Source organism: Dietzia sp. oral taxon 368, from assembly GCF_002999155.1.
Classification (GTDB): domain Bacteria; phylum Actinomycetota; class Actinomycetes; order Mycobacteriales; family Mycobacteriaceae; genus Dietzia; species Dietzia cinnamea.
The window spans coordinates 909,606-927,159 of the sequence record NZ_CP027238.1; the positions used below are offsets into that span (position 1 = coordinate 909,606).

The 17,554-nt window shown below is 70.7% G+C and carries 17 protein-coding genes and 1 pseudogene; 5 read left to right on the forward strand and 13 right to left on the reverse strand.

Features of this window, described 5'->3' with window-relative positions; translation table 11 throughout:
• Positions 1-9 precede the first annotated feature (9 nt).
• Both C3V38_RS04315 and C3V38_RS04320 read right to left on the reverse strand, forming a co-directional pair.
• Positions 10-1,146, reverse strand: coding sequence for a nitronate monooxygenase family protein (locus C3V38_RS04315; protein ID WP_061229386.1), 1,137 nt, complete (start codon positions 1,144-1,146; stop codon positions 10-12).
• Positions 1,143-2,444 carry an APC family permease gene (locus C3V38_RS04320; protein WP_106386362.1) on the reverse strand — a complete coding sequence of 434 codons (1,302 nt, stop codon included), beginning with the start codon at positions 2,442-2,444 and terminating at the stop codon, positions 1,143-1,145. The genes C3V38_RS04315 and C3V38_RS04320 overlap by 4 nt, the downstream gene beginning before the upstream one ends.
• A 33-nt stretch (positions 2,445-2,477) precedes the next feature.
• Here C3V38_RS04320 and C3V38_RS17550 point away from each other — a divergent pair, with 33 nt between their 5' ends.
• Together C3V38_RS17550 and C3V38_RS04325 are read left to right on the forward strand one after the other, a co-directional pair.
• Positions 2,478-2,621 carry a hypothetical protein gene (locus C3V38_RS17550; protein WP_007631416.1) on the forward strand — a complete coding sequence of 48 codons (144 nt, stop codon included), beginning with the start codon at positions 2,478-2,480 and terminating at the stop codon, positions 2,619-2,621.
• A 99-nt stretch (positions 2,622-2,720) separates the two neighbouring features.
• The gene (locus C3V38_RS04325; RefSeq protein WP_061916125.1) at positions 2,721-4,019 is read left to right on the forward strand and encodes a glycoside hydrolase family 3 N-terminal domain-containing protein; all 1,299 of its coding nucleotides are present in this window, start codon (positions 2,721-2,723) and stop codon (positions 4,017-4,019) included.
• A gap of 25 nt (positions 4,020-4,044) precedes the next feature.
• Here the strand turns inward: C3V38_RS04325 and C3V38_RS04330 are convergent, their stop codons facing one another.
• The 5 genes from C3V38_RS04330 to C3V38_RS04350 are packed head-to-tail and all read right to left on the reverse strand — an operon-like array spanning position 4,045 to position 7,873.
• Positions 4,045-4,689, reverse strand: coding sequence for a DNA-3-methyladenine glycosylase I (locus C3V38_RS04330; protein ID WP_061230005.1), 645 nt, complete (start codon positions 4,687-4,689; stop codon positions 4,045-4,047).
• A 60-nt stretch (positions 4,690-4,749) separates the two neighbouring features.
• Complete coding sequence (locus tag C3V38_RS04335) at positions 4,750-5,445, reverse strand: hypothetical protein (protein WP_061229996.1); 696 nt, start codon at positions 5,443-5,445, stop codon at positions 4,750-4,752.
• A 9-nt stretch (positions 5,446-5,454) separates the two neighbouring features.
• A complete protein-coding gene (locus C3V38_RS04340) occupies positions 5,455-6,195 on the reverse strand; it encodes a trimeric intracellular cation channel family protein (protein ID WP_061229997.1) in 741 nt (246 codons plus the stop codon).
• An 8-nt stretch (positions 6,196-6,203) separates the two neighbouring features.
• Positions 6,204-6,770 carry a GtrA family protein gene (locus C3V38_RS04345; protein ID WP_061229998.1) on the reverse strand — a complete coding sequence of 189 codons (567 nt, stop codon included), beginning with the start codon at positions 6,768-6,770 and terminating at the stop codon, positions 6,204-6,206.
• A gap of 32 nt (positions 6,771-6,802) precedes the next feature.
• On the reverse strand, positions 6,803-7,873 hold the full coding sequence (locus tag C3V38_RS04350) for a glutathione S-transferase family protein (protein WP_061916128.1): 1,071 nt from the start codon (positions 7,871-7,873) through the stop codon (positions 6,803-6,805).
• Positions 7,874-7,994: 121 nt separating this feature from the next.
• Between C3V38_RS04350 and C3V38_RS04355 the strand changes: the two genes are divergently transcribed.
• Positions 7,995-9,014: a DUF2332 domain-containing protein gene (locus C3V38_RS04355; RefSeq protein ID WP_061916130.1), complete on the forward strand. Its 1,020-nt coding sequence runs from the start codon at positions 7,995-7,997 to the stop codon at positions 9,012-9,014.
• A 12-nt stretch (positions 9,015-9,026) separates the two neighbouring features.
• On the opposite strand, the pseudogene C3V38_RS04360 reads toward C3V38_RS04355, so the two are convergent.
• The 4 genes and pseudogenes from C3V38_RS04360 to ectA all read right to left on the reverse strand — a co-directional run bounded on the left by C3V38_RS04360 (position 9,027) and on the right by ectA (position 12,556).
• Positions 9,027-9,859: pseudogene (locus C3V38_RS04360) on the reverse strand (PIG-L family deacetylase).
• A gap of 341 nt (positions 9,860-10,200) precedes the next feature.
• Positions 10,201-10,623 carry an ectoine synthase gene (locus C3V38_RS04365; RefSeq protein WP_061230002.1) on the reverse strand — a complete coding sequence of 141 codons (423 nt, stop codon included), beginning with the start codon at positions 10,621-10,623 and terminating at the stop codon, positions 10,201-10,203.
• A 56-nt stretch (positions 10,624-10,679) separates the two neighbouring features.
• Positions 10,680-11,975 carry a diaminobutyrate--2-oxoglutarate transaminase gene (gene ectB / locus C3V38_RS04370; protein ID WP_061230003.1) on the reverse strand — a complete coding sequence of 432 codons (1,296 nt, stop codon included), beginning with the start codon at positions 11,973-11,975 and terminating at the stop codon, positions 10,680-10,682.
• A 68-nt stretch (positions 11,976-12,043) separates the two neighbouring features.
• Positions 12,044-12,556 (reverse strand): diaminobutyrate acetyltransferase, encoded by a 513-nt coding sequence (gene ectA, locus C3V38_RS04375; RefSeq protein ID WP_061230004.1) that lies wholly within the window; start codon positions 12,554-12,556, stop codon positions 12,044-12,046.
• 98 nt (positions 12,557-12,654) lie between these two features.
• On the opposite strand from ectA, the gene C3V38_RS18285 reads away from it, so the two are divergent.
• A complete protein-coding gene (locus tag C3V38_RS18285) occupies positions 12,655-12,909 on the forward strand; it encodes a pyridoxamine 5'-phosphate oxidase family protein (RefSeq protein WP_311199403.1) in 255 nt (84 codons plus the stop codon).
• 314 nt (positions 12,910-13,223) lie between these two features.
• Here C3V38_RS18285 and C3V38_RS04385 read toward each other — a convergent pair whose 3' ends face one another.
• Both C3V38_RS04385 and C3V38_RS04390 read right to left on the reverse strand, forming a co-directional pair.
• On the reverse strand, positions 13,224-14,945 hold the full coding sequence (locus tag C3V38_RS04385; protein ID WP_254426080.1) for an HNH endonuclease signature motif containing protein: 1,722 nt from the start codon (positions 14,943-14,945) through the stop codon (positions 13,224-13,226).
• A gap of 560 nt (positions 14,946-15,505) precedes the next feature.
• Positions 15,506-16,663, reverse strand: coding sequence for an acyl-CoA dehydrogenase family protein (locus tag C3V38_RS04390; RefSeq protein WP_106385167.1), 1,158 nt, complete (start codon positions 16,661-16,663; stop codon positions 15,506-15,508).
• A 109-nt stretch (positions 16,664-16,772) separates the two neighbouring features.
• Here C3V38_RS04390 and C3V38_RS04395 point away from each other — a divergent pair, with 109 nt between their 5' ends.
• Positions 16,773-17,546: a PIG-L deacetylase family protein gene (locus C3V38_RS04395; protein ID WP_106385168.1), complete on the forward strand. Its 774-nt coding sequence runs from the start codon at positions 16,773-16,775 to the stop codon at positions 17,544-17,546.
• The last annotated feature ends 8 nt before the right edge of the window (positions 17,547-17,554 follow it).

Consider the following 17,554-nt stretch of genomic DNA (forward strand, 5'->3'; position numbering starts at 1 on the left):
GTACCTGATCTACTCGGCCCAGCCCGCCTGCTCGCCCGCGCGGTCCCACAGCTCCGCGACGACCTCCGCGGCCGGCTGGTCGGCGTAGGCGTCGGCGGCCCGCCAGCGCGATCCCGCCCACAGTGGCGGCACCTCGATGTCGCCCGCCCGCGCGGCGGCCTTGCGCATCGGGCCGGTGAGCAGGTGCAGGTGCGGGTACGCCGCCGGCGCGGCCTCGTGGAACTCCGCGACGAACTCGTTGACGAGCGCCCGCGCGTAGCGACCGGTGTAGCAGCGGGTCGGCCGCGACTCGGTGAACCGGGGGTCGCCGAGCGCGGACCGGTGCAGTGCGCTCGTGCCCGCCTCAGGGGTGCGCAGCAGCACGGTCCCGAGCTGGACGCCGTCCGCGCCCGCTGCGAGCACGGCGGCGACGTCGTGCGGGGTGCTGATCCCGCCGGCGGCGACGAACTGCACCTCCGGCAGTGCCTCGCGCACCGCCCGCACCAGTTCCACCGTCGTGATGTCGTCGGGCTCCTCGCCCACCGTGGTCGTGGAACGGTGCCCGCCGGCCTCCGCGCTCTGGACCGACAGCCAGTCCGCCCCGGCCTCGACGGCCCGCCGCGCGTCGGCGACGCCTGCCACCGTCACGACCACGGCCGTGCCCACGTCCTGTAGAGCACGGACCATGCCGGGCTCCGGGATGCCGAAGGTGAACGAGACCACCGCGACCGGGTCGTCCAGCAGCGCGGCGAGCGTGGCTTCCTGGTCGAAGTCGGTGAATCCCGGCGACTCCGCGAGGGCCACCTCGAGCCGCCTGGCGACCGGCCCGATCGCCTCGGCGTAGCGCTCGACCGCCTCGGGACCGCCCGCCGCCGCCAGCGCGGCGTCGGAGTCGGCGCGATCCAGCAGGAACACGTTGACGCCGAACGGCGCGTCGGTGAGCTCGCGGACGCGCCCGATCTCCGCTCTGGTGTCGGCGGCGTCGAGGTAACCGGAGCCGATCATGCCCAGGCCCCCCGCCTCGCCCACCGCGGCGATGAGTTCGGGCGTCGTGGGGCCGCCGGCCATCGGCGCCCCGATCACGGGCCGGCGCAGATGCGACGGGAGCAGGCGGCGGTGGTTCTGGCCCTGCGGGGCCCGGTCGGACTGTGTCTGGTGCTCGGTCATGCCCGTGACGCTACGCCCGGGGTCACCGCCCTGGGGCGGGTGACGGCGTAGACCACACCGCCGACGACGAAGACGACGAGGCCTCCGACGACCGACTGCCAGGGCAGGCTCCCGGCGACGATCACGCATCCGACCGCGCCGAGCACCGGCACCCAGGCCGGCAGTCCGCGGCGCCGTCGATCAAGACGCAGGGCCGCGGTGTTCGCGACGAGGTAGTAGATCAGGACGGCGAAGGAGGAGAACCCGATCGCCTGCCGTACGTCGGCCGCCAGGACGATCACGGCCACCACCACGCCCACGCAGATCTCGGCGACGTACGGCGTCCGCGTGGTGGGGTGCACTGCCGCCAGCGGAGCGGGCAGGTGCCGGTCCCGCGCCATCGCCAGGGTTGTGCGGGAGACGCCGAGCACTCCGCCCAGCAGGGCCCCGAGCGCGGCGATCCCGGCGGCGATCCGCACCACGGGCGCGAGCACCTCCCCGGCCGGGACCCTCTCAGCGGCGTCCAGCACGGGCGCGGCGCTCGCGGCCACGCCTTGCACCCCGAGCACGTGGACCGTCGCGGCGAGAACGATCGCGTAGACGGCGATCACGACGCTGATGGCGATGACGACCGCTCTCGGGATCGTGCGGCCCGGGTCGCGCACCTCCTCCCCGAGCGTGGCGATGCGGGCGTACCCCGCGAAGGCGAAGAAGCAGAACCCCGCGCCGCCCAACACGCCGAGTATGCGCCCGGGCAACGCCTCTCCGTCGACGGCGGGCACTGCCGCGGGCGCCGCCGCCCCTGGCACTGCCGATGAGCCGGCCGACGAGACGAACGCCGCCACCACGAACACTGCTAGTGCCGCCAGCACCACGCCGACCAGTACCTTCGACGCCGTGGCCGTGCGCTGCACCCCGAGAACCGACAGCACCGTCAGCGCCAGCACGGCCACCGCGGCGACCACCGAGGACTGCTCCGGCCAGAGGTACAGGCCCACGGTCAGGGCCATCGCCGCGCAGGACGCCGTCTTGCCCACCACGAATCCCCAGCCGGCGAGAAACCCCGGCAGCGGGCCGAGCAACTCGCGACCGTAGACGTAGGTCCCGCCCGCCGCGGGGAACTGCGCTGCCAGGCGAGCTGAGGACAGGGCGTTGCACACGGCCACCACGGCGGCCACCGCGAGTGAGGCCCACACCCATGAGCCGGCGCGTGCGGCGGCGGGCGCGAACGCCACGAACACGCCCGCCCCGATCATGGCACCGAGGCCCACCACGACGGCATCGGACGGCCCCAGTCTGCGGTCGAGAGTCGAGTCCATCCACACACCATCGCAGCCGCAGGTGGACGAGACGTGAACTCCTCGACCGTGGTCCCCCGCCGCGATTCAGCCCTGCCCCGGGCGCTGGTCAATTCCGAACACGTCTCCGGCGGCAGGGGCAGCGTCGGGCAGGCGATCGATTTCGGCAGCAGAGCGCTCGAGATGGTCGGACGCTGACCCGATGCCGGGACGCCCGGGCGCCCCTGGGACACCACCCATGGTCGGAGTGCGCGGGACCAGCGCGGTCCCCGAGTCGACCCCGGATACAGTGGGGGCGTGTCCCCCACCCGCCGGCTCCGTGTGGCGGTGGCCGCCCTCGCTGCGGGGTTGACATTGGTCGGGTGCGCCCCCGGGGAGCCCGCCGCGCCCGGCTCGGACCCCACCGCCGCCGCCGCGGCCGCTCCTGCTCCGCAGGCGACTGCCGCCCCGGCCGCTGATCCCGGTGGCCACAGGTCGGCACCCCCGCCCGGATGCGTATCTCCGCTGGACGGGCTGACGCAGCGTCAGCGGATCGCCCAGCTGTTCACCGTCGGCGTGAGTTCCATGGCCGACGCCCGTCGAGCGGTCGAACAGCACTCGATCGGCGGCATCTTCCTCGGCGGTGACGTGGTGGGCGAGGTGGTCTCCGGCGATGGGCTCGCCCGACTGCAGCACGACTCGCCCCTACCCCTGCTCGTGGCGATCGACGAGGAGGGCGGGCGCGTCTCCCGCATCGCGCCGTATGCCGGCCCGCTGCCGTCCGCCCGCGTGATGGCCGCGACCATGAGCCCCGATCAGGTCCGGGCGGCTGCCCGCGCCCGAGGGGAGTTTCTCCGCGGGATGGGCGTGACCGTCGATTTCGCGCCCTCCCTCGACGTGTCCGAGCAGCCGGACGGCGCGGTGATCGGTGACCGCTCCTTCTCCCCCGACCCCGCCCGCGTCGTGTCCTATGCCCGTGCGTTCGCCGCCGGCCTGCGTGACGCTGGCATCGCCCCGGTGTTCAAGCACTTCCCGGGGCACGGACGCTCCTCCGGCGACAGTCACCACCGCTCGGTGACGGTGCCCCCGCTCGACGAGCTCATGACCCACGATCTGCGGCCCTTCGCGGCACTCGCCCGGACCCCCGGCGCGGGCATGATGCTCGGCCACCAGCAGGTCCCCGGCCTGACCGGGGTCGACCGGCCCGCGTCGCTCTCGCCCGCCGCGTACCGGCTGCTGCGAGAGGGCCACGGCTACGGCGCCCCGCCCTTCGATGGCCCGATCTTCACCGACGACCTGTCCGGCATGCGCGCCGTGACCGACGCGTTCGCGCTGCCCACCGCCGTGACCGAATCCCTCATCGCCGGGGCGGACTCCCCGCTGTGGATCACGACGGCCGGGCTCGGTGAGACCCTGGACGCCGTCGAACGCGCCGTGGCCGACGGCACCCTCAGCCGGCGGGCGCTGGACCGGTCGCTCGAACGCATGGCGACCCTGCGGGGAATCCCGGTGTGCGTGGGCGGCCCCGCCACCGGGTTGCTCGAGCATGACGGTTCGCTGGCCCCGCCGTTGCGCGACCTCCCGCCGCGGGCGGGCCTGGCGCCCCTGCCGGCGTGACCCGGGTCGGGGCGCCGCTGCCGGGTCAGCCCGCGCCCGGCAGCGGAGCCCAGACCCCCGACGTGCCGCGGCGGTGCGAGTCCACAAGGTGCGTATCCACCACGCCAATGGCCTCCAGGAGGGCGAAGACCGTCACCGGTCCGACAAAGCTGAACCCCCGTCTCTTGAGCTCCTTGGCGAGCGCCTCCGACTCCGGCGACCGGGTCGGCACCTCGTTCATGGTCCGCGGCTCGGGTGTCGCCTCCGGCCGGTAGGACCACACGAGCTCCACCAGGCCGCCGTCGGATCGCAGCGCGACCACGGCGCGCGCGTTGGCGACGGCGGCGTCGATCTTGCGGCGATTGCGCACGATCCGCGTGTCGGCCATGAGCCGCGCGACGTCCTCTTCGCCGAAGGCCGCCACGGCGTCCGGGGCGAACCCCGCGAACGCCTCGCGGAACGCGGGCCGTTTGCGCAGGATCGTGACCCAGCTCAGCCCGGACTGGAACCCCTCGAGGACCAGCCGCTCGTACAGGCCGGCCTCGTCCCGGACGGGCATGCCCCACTCGGTGTCGTAGTACTCCCGCAGCAGCGGGTCCCGCGCCGCCCACGGGGGCCGCCTCAGCCCGTCCTCGCACAGCACGGAGCCGGAAGGCGCGGTCGTGGTGATCTGCACGTCGTCGATCTGCATGTCGTCTCCCTCGTCGGTCGGACCACCGGCGATGGTGGTCGCCGTCACCCTAGGACCGGACTATGACAGCACCCCGGTGAGCTGGACGATGCGGACGACGGCCAGCACGGTCAGCGCCACGCCCACGACCAGGGTGAGCACCCGCCCGGCCACGCGGCCGTAGGACAGGAACCGGTCGATGCGACGGGACGCCGCACCGATGCTGCCCGACGGCACCCGCGACAGCGCGATGATCAGCCCGGTGCTGGGCAGGATCGCGATGACCGCGAAGAACAGGATCTGCAGCAGCTTGGACCACCACGGACTCTCGGCGAACGAGATGAGCACCATGCCCGCCGCGAACGGCGCGGATGTCCCCGACTGGATGACGCCGAGCGCGATGCCGGTGGCCATGATTCCGAATTTCTGCAGGACGTTCTGGGTGAGCGGGGCCTCGACGCTCTCCTCCTTGGCCTCCGCGGGCCGGCGCAGGCCCATGACGGTGATGACCAGGCCGATCACGCCCAGCGCGATCATCGCCCACAGGTTGTAGAACAGGCTCCGGACGAACTCCTGGTTGTTGCCGATCACCCACACGGAGATCAGCGAGAGCAGCACGATCCCGCAGAACGCGCCCCCGGTGAACCGCGCCGCCCGAGGGGCGAACGCGATGCCGCGGCCGGCCGACGTCAGCCACAGCCCCGCGATGACGGCGAAGGCCAGGAGATTGAGCGAATCGATCGCCGCGAAACCCAGCAGGCTGAGGTAGTACTGCACCGGGTCACCCTACCGGCGGCCGAGCTCGTCGTCGTCGTACTCATCGTCGCGGAGGCCGTCGTCCCTCTCGCCGCGCGGTCGGCCGAACACCGACCGCTCCCGGCGCCGCAACACGTCCAGGTCCCGCACGGTCCAGGTGCGCACGGGCGCCGGCACGCGCCACTGTCGGGCCCACGCGACCATCCGGAAGGCGAACACCAGCACCGACAGCACGGTCGCCGATACCGGCCCCCACACATCGGTGGACACGGCGACGGCCGTGAGCGCGGCGCCGGTCGCCGCGGGGATCACGTACAGGTTCGACCCGCTGAACACGGCCGGGATCTCGTTGGCCACCACGTCGCGCATCAACCCGCCACCGACCGCGGTGACCACGCCGAGCAGCAGCGCCGAGGCCACCGGCATGCCGTGATCCAGCGCGCGCGCCGTGCCGAACGTGCAGAACAGGCCCAGGCCGGCGGCGTCGCACGCCACGATGAGCGTCTGCACCCGGTGGATGACCGAGCCCAGCAGGTACACCACCACGACGGCGACCAGTGGCGGAACGAGGTACACGGGCTTGGCCAGCGCGAGCGGCGTGACGCCCAGCATGACGTCGCGGATGATGCCCCCGCCGAGCCCCGCGAGCAGGCCCAGGATGAACCCACCGGTGATGTCGATGTCCTTGCGCGCGGCCAGCAGGTTGCCCGAGAGGGCGAAGAAGAACACGCCCATCAGGTCGAACCACAGGACCAGCGGCGACGTCTCCACGGTCGGTCCTAGACCACCGCGTTCGCGGTCGAGCGTGCGTGGTGTCGGTTACGCACCGCGCGGAACGTCCAGAGCTTGTTGACGACGAAGTTGATCGGCATCGTGATGAGGATCGTCAGCAGCTGACTCCAGTACTCCCGGGAGTGGATCCCGGCCTCCTCGTGCCACCACGGCTCCGGCAGGTAGAGCGGGCTGGTGGGGTTGGTGAACGCGAGCTTGATGAAGATGCCCGCGGCCGCCGCCACCGACCCCACCACCAGGAACGGCCAGAACTCCTGCCACGCCGGCGCCTTGTGTCCCTTACCGAACGTCCAGTGCCGGTTGAGCAGGAAGTTGTAGAAGTTGGCCACCAGGAACGCCACGATCCACACCAACGTGGTGAACCGGAAGTTGAACTCCGTGCCCGCGATGGGGAACAGGATCTCCTGCGCGTTGGCCGTGCCGCCGTTGGCCTTGTTCATCAAGACCGTGACGATCATGTTGACGACCATGCCCGAGCCGCCCACGATTCCGAACATGACGAACTGCCGGGCGCCGCGACGATAGCGACCGAGTTCGGCGGGGGCTGGGTTCACAGGCGACCAGTCTAGGCCCTCTCCCGGGGACGTCAGGCCGCGCCGTGTCCCTCCGGCACCCTCTCGGACGGATCGGTGATCGGCCCGGGCGCGGTCCCGTCGCCGAACGGGCGACCGCCCAGCTCCTCGCGGTGGTGCGGGGTGAGCAGGCCGGACAGGTCCGGCCCCTTGGGGATGACGCCGGTGGGGTTCACGTCCCGGTGCACGTTGTAGTAGTGCGCCTTGATCTGGGGGAAGTCGCACGTGTCGCCGAAGCCGGGGGTCTGGAACAGGTCGCGGAGGTAACCCCACAGCGCAGGCATCTCGCTGATCTTGGACCGGTTGGCCTTGAAATGGCCGTGGTAGACCGCGTCGAAGCGGACCAGCGTGGTGAACAGGCGGATGTCGGCGACGGTGATGGAGTCGCCGACGAGGTAGCGGCGGGTGGTCAGGCGCTCCTCGAGGCGGTCCAGCGACGCCCACAGCTCGTCGTAGGCCTCCTCGTAGGCCTCCTGGTCGGCGGCGAACCCGCACCGGTACACGCCGTTGTTCACCGTGGGGTAGATCCACGAGTCGAGTTCGTCGATCTCGTCGCGGTGCTCCTCGGGGTACAGATCGGGCGCGCCCTCGCGGTGGAAGGCCGTCCATTCGGAGATGAAGTCGAAGTTGAGCTTCTGGTACGCGTTGGTCACGACGGACTTGGTGGGCAGGTCCACCAGCGCCGGCACCGTGATGCCGCGCGGATAGTCCGGGATGCGGTTGAAGTAGGCCTCCTGCAGGCGGTGCAGGCCGGTGACGGGATCCCGCTCGTCCGGGTCGAGGTCGAAGACCCAGGAGTTGATGTCGTGCGTGGGGCCGGCCAGGCCCAGGGAGATGGCGTCCTCGAGGCCCATGAGGCGGCGGACGATGATGCTCCGGCTGGCCCACGGGCAGGCTCGGGCGGCCATGAGCCGGTAACGGCCGGCCTCGACCGGCCATCGCATCTCGCCGATCTTCTCGCCGACCGGGTCCGAACCCGCGGGCACGTCCGCCACCACGCGATCGTTGATGTACGTCGCGTCGCGGACGAACTCGCCGTCGGTCGAGGCGTTCTGTGCGGGGGTGAAGTCGGTCGCGGTAGACATGCGGGGCTCCCAGGATTGTCTCAGTTTATTGATGCGTCACCAATCATACCTCCTGCCTACGAGTGAGGCCACCGTTCCCGCGTCGACGGCGTGTCCCGCGTCGGTGTGCGACGCTGATGACATGGACTCCGCGCACGTCGACGACGTCCCCTCCCGCTACTCCGACTTCGCCGAGTACGAGGTCCGCGAACGAACGCCCGTATACCTCTCGTGGGCCCGCGGGATCGCCGGAGACCCGGGGACCGGCGACCTCATCGGTACGCTGCCCCGGATCAAGCGCCAGCCCGCCCTGTTCTTCGCCGCCGCCCGGCACGCCGGGGCCCCCGAGACCGAGGACTACGCGACCTTCCGCGGGTTCGTCCACGACCACTGGGCCGAGATCGAGCGGATCGCGCTCACCCACTCCACCCAGACCAACGAGGCCAAGCGCTGCGCGGTTCTACTGCCGTTCCTTTCCCTCCTGCCCGGCCCGCTCTCCCTGGTGGAGATGGGGGCTTCCGCGGGACTGTGCCTGTACCCGGACCGCTACGCCTACCGATACACGGTCGACGGCGGGAGCACCCACGAGCTGCGACCCGACGGTGCCGGTGACGGTGCCGGGGCCCGCACACCGGTCCTCGACTGCGACCTACGCGACGGCGTGCCCCTGCCGCGCTCGCTGCCCGAGGTCGCCCACCGCGGCGGGGTGGACCTGACGCCGATCGACCCCACCGACCCCGACTCCCGCGCCTGGCTGCACAGCCTCATCTGGCCGGGCCAGCACGACCAGCGGGGGCCGCGCCTGGACGCCGCCCTGGACATCGCGGCCGTCGACCCGCCTCGGATCCTCGCCGGTGACCTCGTCGAGCGGTTGGAGGAGTCCGTGGCCGCCTGCCCGGCCGGTACCACCCCGGTGGTGTTCCACACCGCGGTGCTCGGATACCTCGAGCCACCGGCCCGCGCCGAGTTCGTCCGCCGTGTCACCGAGCTGGGCTGCGTCTGGATCTCGGTCGAGGGCGTGACCCTTCTACCCGACGTCGCCGCGCAGGTCCCCGAGTCGATCCGCCGCCACAAGGGCCTCTTCGTCGTCGCCGTCAACGGACGCCCCCTGGCCACCGCGCACGGCCACGGCGACTGGGTCCGCGCCCTCGACATGCCCTGACCCGCCCGGCGCTCAGTCGAACGGCCACGCGCGGCGCATCGGCTGCTCCGCGCCCGGCTCGATGAGGTACTCGGTACCGAAGGCGACCGCGTAGATCTCCGGCGGCAGCGCCAGCATCGTTCCGATGTCGCTGGTCTGGCTGGCGTGACACTGCATCGCGCGGCGCTTGGTCTCGATCACGTCCTGCGGCAGGTCGATCGACCACGCGATCTCGGACTCCGGCATCCCCACTGGCTGACCGTCGTCGCCGGTGAGGATCATCGCCCGCAGCTGGTCCGGGTCCAGCTCCGTGCCGCCGACCGCGAGCATGCGCAGGAACTCGGTGGCCTCGGGACTGTCGAGCATGGCGAGCTGGGCGTCACGGTTCGTGGTGGCCTCCAGCAGCCGCGGTCGCGCGCGGCCAGCTCCACCGCGCGTCGGGCGATGCGGTGGACGGCGATGTGATCGGGGTGACCGTAGTTGCCGTGATCGTCATAGCCGACGAGGACGTCGGCGTCCTCGCGGTCGAGGATCCGCGCCACCCGGGCGGCCGCGTCGTCGATGTCGGCGCGGTGGAGGCAGAGCGGGTCGTCGTTCTGCTCCCAGCCGGTCATCCCCGAATCGCGGTAGCCCAGCCAGTCGATGCGGGCCACGCCCAGCACGGCCGCCGCGGCCCGCGCCTCCTCGCGCCGGTGTTCGACGAGGTCACCGTCGGGGCCGAGGTGCTCGGGGCGCTCCCCGTGGTCGCCGTCGGTGGCGAACACGGTCACCACCCGGTGCCCCCTGCGGGCAGCCAGGGTCATCATCCCGGCGGTCTGCGAGGTCTCGTCATCGGGATGGGCGTGCAGGAACACTATCGTCGACACCCGGATATTCTGCCCTGGTTCAGCCTCGCCGTGTCGACGCCCGCGCCTCGGAGTGCGGTCGAGAGCTCCCCGGCGTCAGCCTCGGCCCGATCGGTTCGACGCGCACGACCTCGGAGTCGCAGCGGAACAGGTCTCGCAGTGCCGGGTGTCGGCCGCGTCGACGTTCCACAGTCCGCCGACGTCTCCGGCGAGCTCGAAGCCCACCCGATCCCGCCCCGATGATCGCTGGTGGACGGGCATCAATACCTGTTGCTCGTTCCAGCTAGTGCCCCGGAACGAGCAACTCCCCGGCCGGTTTCGCTCGGACTGAACGAAACGGGCCGGGGAGTGCGGCGTGGGGCTTACTTCTCGCGCACCACGGTGCCGTCGTCCTGCAGGCGCAGGAGCGGGTAGATGCCGTTCTCGTCGTGGTTCTCGTCGCCCACGACGGGCGGGTTGAAGACGCAGAGCATCTGCATCTCCTCCTCAACGATGACCTGGTGCTTCTCGTTGCCGTCGAGCAGGTACATCGTGCCCGCCTCGAGCGGGTACTCCTTGCCGTTGGTGAGGTCACGCAGAGTGCCCTTGCCGCGGGTCAGCCAGACGGCCTCGACGTGGTTGGCGTAGTGGAAATCGTTGGTCGTACCGGCGGCGATGGTGGTCTCGTGGAACGAGAACCCGACGCGGTCGTCGGCCAGGACGATGCGCTTGGACTCCCAGTTACCGTTGTTGCCCTTGATGTGGCGGTCGGTATCGGTGATCTCTGCGGTGGTGCGAACGATCATGCGGTGCCTCCTCGTCGAGGGGTTGGTGGTCTGCGGTTCTCAGGCGTACTGCTGGCTCAGCCGTACTGCTGGGCGAGGACGTGGTCGACGGCCTCGTAGCAGATCTCGATGCCGCGGTCGCGCTCTTCATCGGTCAGCGTGAGCGGGGCGAGGAACTTGACGACCTCGTCGCTCGGGCCGGCGGTCTCGACGAGCATCTTGTTGTCGAAGCAACGCGCCATGACCTGCGCCGCGAGCTCGGGGTTCTCGAGGAACGCGATCCCGAACGCCATGCCACGGCCACGCAGTTCGAGCTTGCCCTCGTACTTGTAGACCAGCGGGGAGAAGCGCTCGCGGAGGATGCGGCCGTTCTCGAGCGTGCGGTTCTGCAGCTGGTCGTCGGACCAGTACTTGCGCAGTGCCAGCTCGGCGGTGACGAAGGCCATGTTGTTGCCGCGGAATGTACCGTTGTGCTCGCCCGGGGTCCACTCGTCGAGGTCGCGACGGAAGAGCGTCACGGCCAGCGGCAGGCCGTAGCCGCCGATCGACTTGGACAGGGTGACGATGTCCGGCTTGATGCCCGCGAACTCGAACGAGAAGAACTCGCCGGTACGGCCGCAGCCCATCTGGACGTCGTCGACGATAAGCAGGATGTCGTGGCGGACGCACAGCTCGTTGAGCGCGCGCAGCCACTCGGCGCGTGCGGCGTTGATGCCGCCCTCGCCCTGGACGCACTCGACGATGACGGCAGCCGGGCGGTTCATGCCCGAACCGGAGTCGACGAGGACGCGCTCCATCCACTGGAAGTCCTCGGTGACGCCGCCGAAGTAGTTGTCGTACGGCATCGGCGTGGCGTGCACGAGCGGGATGCCGGCGCCGGCGCGCTTCATCGAGTTACCCGTCACGGAGAGCGACCCGAGGGTCATGCCGTGGAACGAGTTGGTGAAGTTGATGATGGCCTCACGGCCGGTGACCTTACGGGCCAGCTTCAGCGCCGACTCGACGGCGTTGGTGCCCGTCGGCCCGGGGAACATCACCTTGTAGTCCAGGCCGCGCGGCTCGAGGATCTTCTCTGAGAAGGTCTCCAGGAAGGCCCGCTTGGCGACGGTGTACTTGTCGAGCGAGTGGGTGACGCCGTCGCGGGAGATGTACTCCAGCAGCGCGGTCTTCATGTCCTCGTCGTTGTGGCCGTAGTTCAGGGCGCCGGCGCCACCGAAGAAGTCGAGGTACTCGTCTCCGTCGACGGTCCGGAGCGTCGCCCCCTTTGCAGTGTCGAACACCACAGGCCAGTTACGCGAGTAACTACGCACCTCGGATTCGCGATCGTCGAAAATCTCCGTGTTGGTGCTGGTGTCGTGGGTGGGCTCGGTCATTGTCCTGATCACTCCAATGGGGAAGGTGCGGGCGGCGGTTGTGGGCCGGGCGGCCCGCGCGCCCTCGTCTAGGAAATCGTGTAGAGGTCTTCTTGCTCGTGACCCTCTCCGAGCAGCTCGGAGCTCAGGTAGTCCTCGCTGGACAGGGTCATCCCCCTGTCGCGGGCCACGGCGCCGAACGTCCGCTGCGACGCCTCGTTATCCGGGCTGATGGTGGTTCGCAGTCGCACGACGCCGCGTTCGGCCAGCCGGTCTAAGAGACTGTGCAGAAGCCGGGCCGCGAGACCCTTGCCGCGCTGGTCGGCGTCGACGCCGACCTGCCACACGAAGATCGTGTCCGGCTCGGAGGGGCGGATGAACCCGGTGACGAAGCCGACGACCCGACCTTCCACCTCCACCACGACCGAACTCTCGGAGAATTCGGCGCCCCACAGAACGTAGGCGTAGGAGGAGTTGAGGTCGAGGACGCCGCTGTCACGGGCGATCTCCCACATGCGGGTTCCGTCAGCCGCCGTGGGCACACGGAACACCGCGTCGGACGAATCAGGGGTACGGGGTACTTCTCGTTCTCCTGGGTTCATAATCGCTCTCTACCGTAGTGACGCAACCCCGTTGTTGCATCTACCTTCCTCGAGTTGTTACCTGAAACGCCGATGAGTGCGCAGGTGGCCGACGTGGAGTGAGGTCAGTCACCCAGCGCCCGTTCTGGGGGACCCCACGAGCCCGCTTCCGGTGGGGCGATGGGGCGATCGACGACAGGCCGATCACCGATCTCGAGGAGGCCCGCTGCCTCCAACTCTTGGCCCCAGATTCCCTCTGCCGACTCGTCACCGTCACCGGGGGCCGCGCTGAGATCTTCCCCGTCAACCACGCGATGTCGAGGGACGGCAAGATCCTCTTCCGCACCGCGGGGGGAGCAAACTCGCCGGCCTGACCGTGCACCCCGAGGTCCTCTTCGAGGTCGATCACGTGGAGGGCCGTCACGCCTGGTCGGTCGTGGCCCGAGGGTGAGCCCGCAGCCTCGAGAGCTTCGATGAGATCAACCGGCCGAGGAACTCGACCTCAAGCCGTGGATCCCCACGCTGAAGTACATCGTCGTCGAAATCACCCCGGAGCATCTCACCGGCCTCAGCTTCGAATTCGGCAAGGAGCCCGAGCGCTACCAGGGCTGACTCGCGAACTCGCCACCTCGCCTCGCCGCGGCCGGGCTCGTCGGCCCTGGCCGCCGGCGCTGACTACGTCCCCGCCTTAGAAGGGTGGTGGTGGTTGGAGGAGTTCGTCGAGGTGCTCGTGGAGGGCGTGGAGGATGGCTTTTTCCAGGGTGCTGTCGGTGGGTTTGTTGCGTTGCCACCAGCGGCTGGCCGCGGCGGGGTTCACTCGCTCACGCGGGGCCGGGCTCGGTGCCCGGCCTGGGGTCGCATCCGGGTCTGGGGCGGTCTGGGGTGGCGGCGAGGTCGCGTCGGCTGCGTTGCGGGCGGTGGCGCGGGCGCGTTCGCGGGCCAGGCGTTGGGCGCGGCGGGCGAAGTAGGTGGCCTCGTCCAGGATCCCGGCCCCGATGTCGGGGTTGGGGTTGCGGCGTTGCTGACGCGCCCAGGCGTCGGCCTCGTCGCGTTGGTGCTCGCGCCGGTATTGGGCCAGCGGCCCGTCGGGGCGGGTGAGCATGGTCGTGCCGTCGGGGGTGGTCACGATCAGGGTGCCGTCGGGCTCGAGCTTGTAGGTCCAGTCGGAGAACGTTTTGAACCGGTGATGGCGCCGGCATTGGGCCACCAGGTTCGCCTCGATGGTCAGGCCACCGGCGGCGGGGTCGGCGTGGTTGAACGGCACCACATGATCCAGGTCACAATCATCAGCGGGGATCGCGCACCCGGGGTGGCGGCAGGTGCCGTCGCGGAGCCGGACCCGGCGCGCCAACTGGGCACTCGGCCGATATCTCAGGGCCGCATCTGTGTCGTCGGCGGCGCCGATGTGCGGGTCGACCTGCTCGAACGAGGCCCCATCCGAGGTGGCGAGCATCTCCAGCAGGGTCTGCAGGGCTGCTTCGCCGGTGCGGGTGAACTCCACCCGCGCGCCGTGTTCGTCGCGGCCGTTGTCTCCGGTGGCGATGACGGTGACCTTCGGCCGCAACACCGGAGCCCGACCGCCCGCGGTGGCGGGCGCGCCCGCGGCGCCGTGAGCGTCATTGGACGTGTCGGCAGCGTCGGGGTGGGTGGGGGTGTCGCCGCAGATCAGGGACATCAGGGCGTCGGCGCGGCGTTCGGCTGTGGAGTAGTTCGGCTCCGGCTCGTCCGGGTCGGTATCGGGGTCGGCGGTCCGCGCGGCAGCAGCGGCGGTGGCGTCGTCGTCGGCGGCCTGGTGTTCGGCGACGCATTGGTCGAGGGCTTCGGCCAACACGGCGGCTTCCTCGGTGGCCAGCAGGGCGGAGACGGTGGACATGCCGTCGACGCCTTTGCCGATGCGCACGCCGCGGCCGCGGTTGGCGTCTTCTTTGCGCAGGCGGATGGCGTCGGGGTCGTGGCGGCCGATGACGGCGTCGATGTCATCGCGTAGGGCTTTGTCGCCCAGGCGGTTGCCGGCGGCGATGCCGTTGAGGTAGTCGTCGACGACCTGGCGTTGGACCTGCTCGAGGACATCGCCGCGGACGGTGGCCATCTGCCGGGCCAGCAGTTCGGCGACGCGTTGTTCCATCAGGCCGGCGGCCATGGCTTCCAGGATCGCCGGGTAGCGGGTGTGCAGTTCCCAGGCAAAGGACAGCATCTTCTCCGCGCGCCTGGCCGAGATGGACATCGCCGCCACCACATACCCGGCCGCCGCGACGAGCCCGTCCACAACGGCGTGGCCGGGACGGGCCTCGTGACTGCCGTCGATACCGTGCCCGTACTCACGCCAACACTCCTGCAGCAGCGCGTAACAAGCGACCAGGCGCTGCGCGGCCGCCCGGTTCTCCGCCGCCCACCCCTCCCGCGCCGCCACCGTCAACCCCGTCAACGCCGCCGGGGCGGATGAGTCGGCGGAACCGGACGAGCCAGCAGCGCCAGACGAGTGGGCAGAACCGGACGAGCCAGTGGAGCCGGCAGGGCCGGAACCGGACGCGGGGCCGCCAGCAGCGCGCTCGGGATCGCCGTCCATGCCCCACCCCCCGTGGTCGCCTACGCGGCCATGCCGCGCCATATCTCGAATACGTGTTCTATCCTACGGCCACGCGTTCGACACCACAAGGGCTTCCCACGAGTCGACCGCCGAGTTCCGTACGACGCACTCCCCCCACGGCCCGCGCCAGCAGAGCGGCTCGTAACCGCCGTCGCGTCCCGCCCGGGCCCGTAGCGACGTTCGGCCCTGCGGCAGCAAACTCCCGGTACACGCACGATCGCGCGCACCCAAAGGCGCGCGCGACCGGTCAAGCGGAACGGCGGACGCCGGTCACCGACGGCGGCCACGGCACCGCGCCCACCCCGGGCAGCCGGCACCGCGCCGACCCCGGGCAGTCGGCGCCGCGCAGCCCACGCGCCGCGCGGACCCCGCCCGCAGGAGGGCTACAGCGCCCGGCCGATGACCTCCTTCATGATCTCGTTCGTGCCGCCGTAGATCCGCATGACGCGGGCGGCGGCGAACTTCTGGGTGATGGGGCACTCCATCATGTAGCCGTAGCCGCCGAACAGTTGGAGGCAGCGGTCCACCACGTCGTCGAGCATGTCGGTGGCCTGCATCTTGGCCATGGAGGCGGTCACGGCGTCGAGTTCACCGGCGATCTCGCGCTGGATGCAGTAGTCGACGAACGTGCGGGTGGCCATCACCTGGCTCTTGCAGTGCGCCAGCTCGAAGCGGGTGTTCTGGAAATCCAGCACCGGCTTGCCGAACGCCTCCCGCTCGCGGGTGTACTCGAGCGTCTCCACGACGGCGGCCTCGGCCATCGCCAGCGCGTCGACCGCGATGGCCAGACGCTCGCGCGGCAGCTGGTTCATCAGCTGGTAGAAGCCCTGCCCCTCCTCGCCGCCGAGCAGGTTGGCGGCGGGCACGCGCATGTCGTTGAAGAACAACTCGGCGGTGTCGGCGCCGTGGCGGCCCATCTTCTCGAGCACGCGCCCCCGCTCGAAGCCGGGCGTCGACGCCTCGACCGCGAACAGGGCCATGCCCTTGTGGCCGGCGTCGAGGTCCGTCTTGGCCGCCACCACCACGAAGTCGGCGGAGCCGCCGTTGGAGATGAAGGTCTTGGAGCCGTTGATGATGTAGTCGTCGCCGTCGCGGCGGGCGGTGGTGCGCACGCCCTGCAGGTCGGAGCCTGCGCCGGGCTCGGTCATGGCGATCGCGGAGATCCACTCGCCGGAGCAGATCTTGGGCAGCCAGGCTTTCTTCTGTTCCTCGGTGGCGTAGTTGGCCACGTAGTGCGGGGTGATGGTGGAGCCGACGCCCATGCCGAACGCGGTGTCGCCGGAGTAGACGAGCTCCTCGGTGACGAGGTACTCCATGCCGGGGTCGCCGCCCTGCCCGCAGTACTCCTCGGGCACGTCGAGGCAGATGAGGCCGGCCTCGCCGGTGCGCACCCAGGTCTCGCGGTCGACGTGCTTCTGCGCGGCCCACTTCTCCTGGTTGGGGGTCATCTCCTTGGCGAAGAACGCGCGGGCGTGTTCGCGCAGCAGCCGGTGGTCGTCGGTTTCCCACGCGGGGCGGTAGTCGGGGAAGAGTGCGGACACGAGAGGCCTCCGGGAGGGGACGACGACGACGAGGAACGCCTCTGAGCTGACGTCCGCCCGTTCCGGAAGAGGGCGCGCGCACGGGCGCGGGAGAGGTCATACTCGTGCCATGAGCGAATCCCCCGACCTGCCGGAGAAGGCGGAACCGACCAGGACGACGCCCGGAGGTGGGGCCGCGGCTCTCCCCGAGCCGTTCCCCTCGGACTGGACCCGCTGCCTGATCCTCGTCGCCCACCCTGATGATCCGGAGTACGGGATGTCCGCGGCCGTGGCGCGGTGGACCGCGGAGGGCCGCAGCGTCGTCTACGTGCTGGCATCGAGCGGTGAGGCGGGCATCGAGGGGATGTCGCCGGCGATCGCCGGGCCGATCCGCGAGGAGGAGCAGCGGCGGTCCTCTGCCGTGGTGGGGGTCGACGAGGTGGAGTTCCTGGGGTTCCCGGACAGCCGGATCGTCAACAACGCGGCGCTGCGTGACGCGATCGCAGACGCGATCCGCCGGCACCGGCCCGACATCGTGGTGTCCCTGTACTCGGGCCCCGAGTTCGGCCCCGGCATGCCCAACCAGAGCGACCGCATGGAGTTCGGCGCGGCCGTGGGCGCGGCGTACGACGACCTCGTGGCTGCGGTCGGCGTGGACGCCGCGGAGGGGCGACCGCAGATGTGGTTCGAGTCCGCGCCCGGGCCCACGCACTACGTGGAGGTCACGGGCTTCGTCGAGCCGGCCGTGGAGGCGGTGGCGCAGCACTCCGAGTACCTCTCGGTCCTCGACCCGGCCACGCCCGTGCGGGAGCAGGCCCGTCGGCAGGTCGAGGCGGTGTGCGCGCCGATCGAGGGGATCGCCGGCGGGAACCCGGTGGTGGGTTTCCGGCGGATGCGGCCGTGACGGGCGGG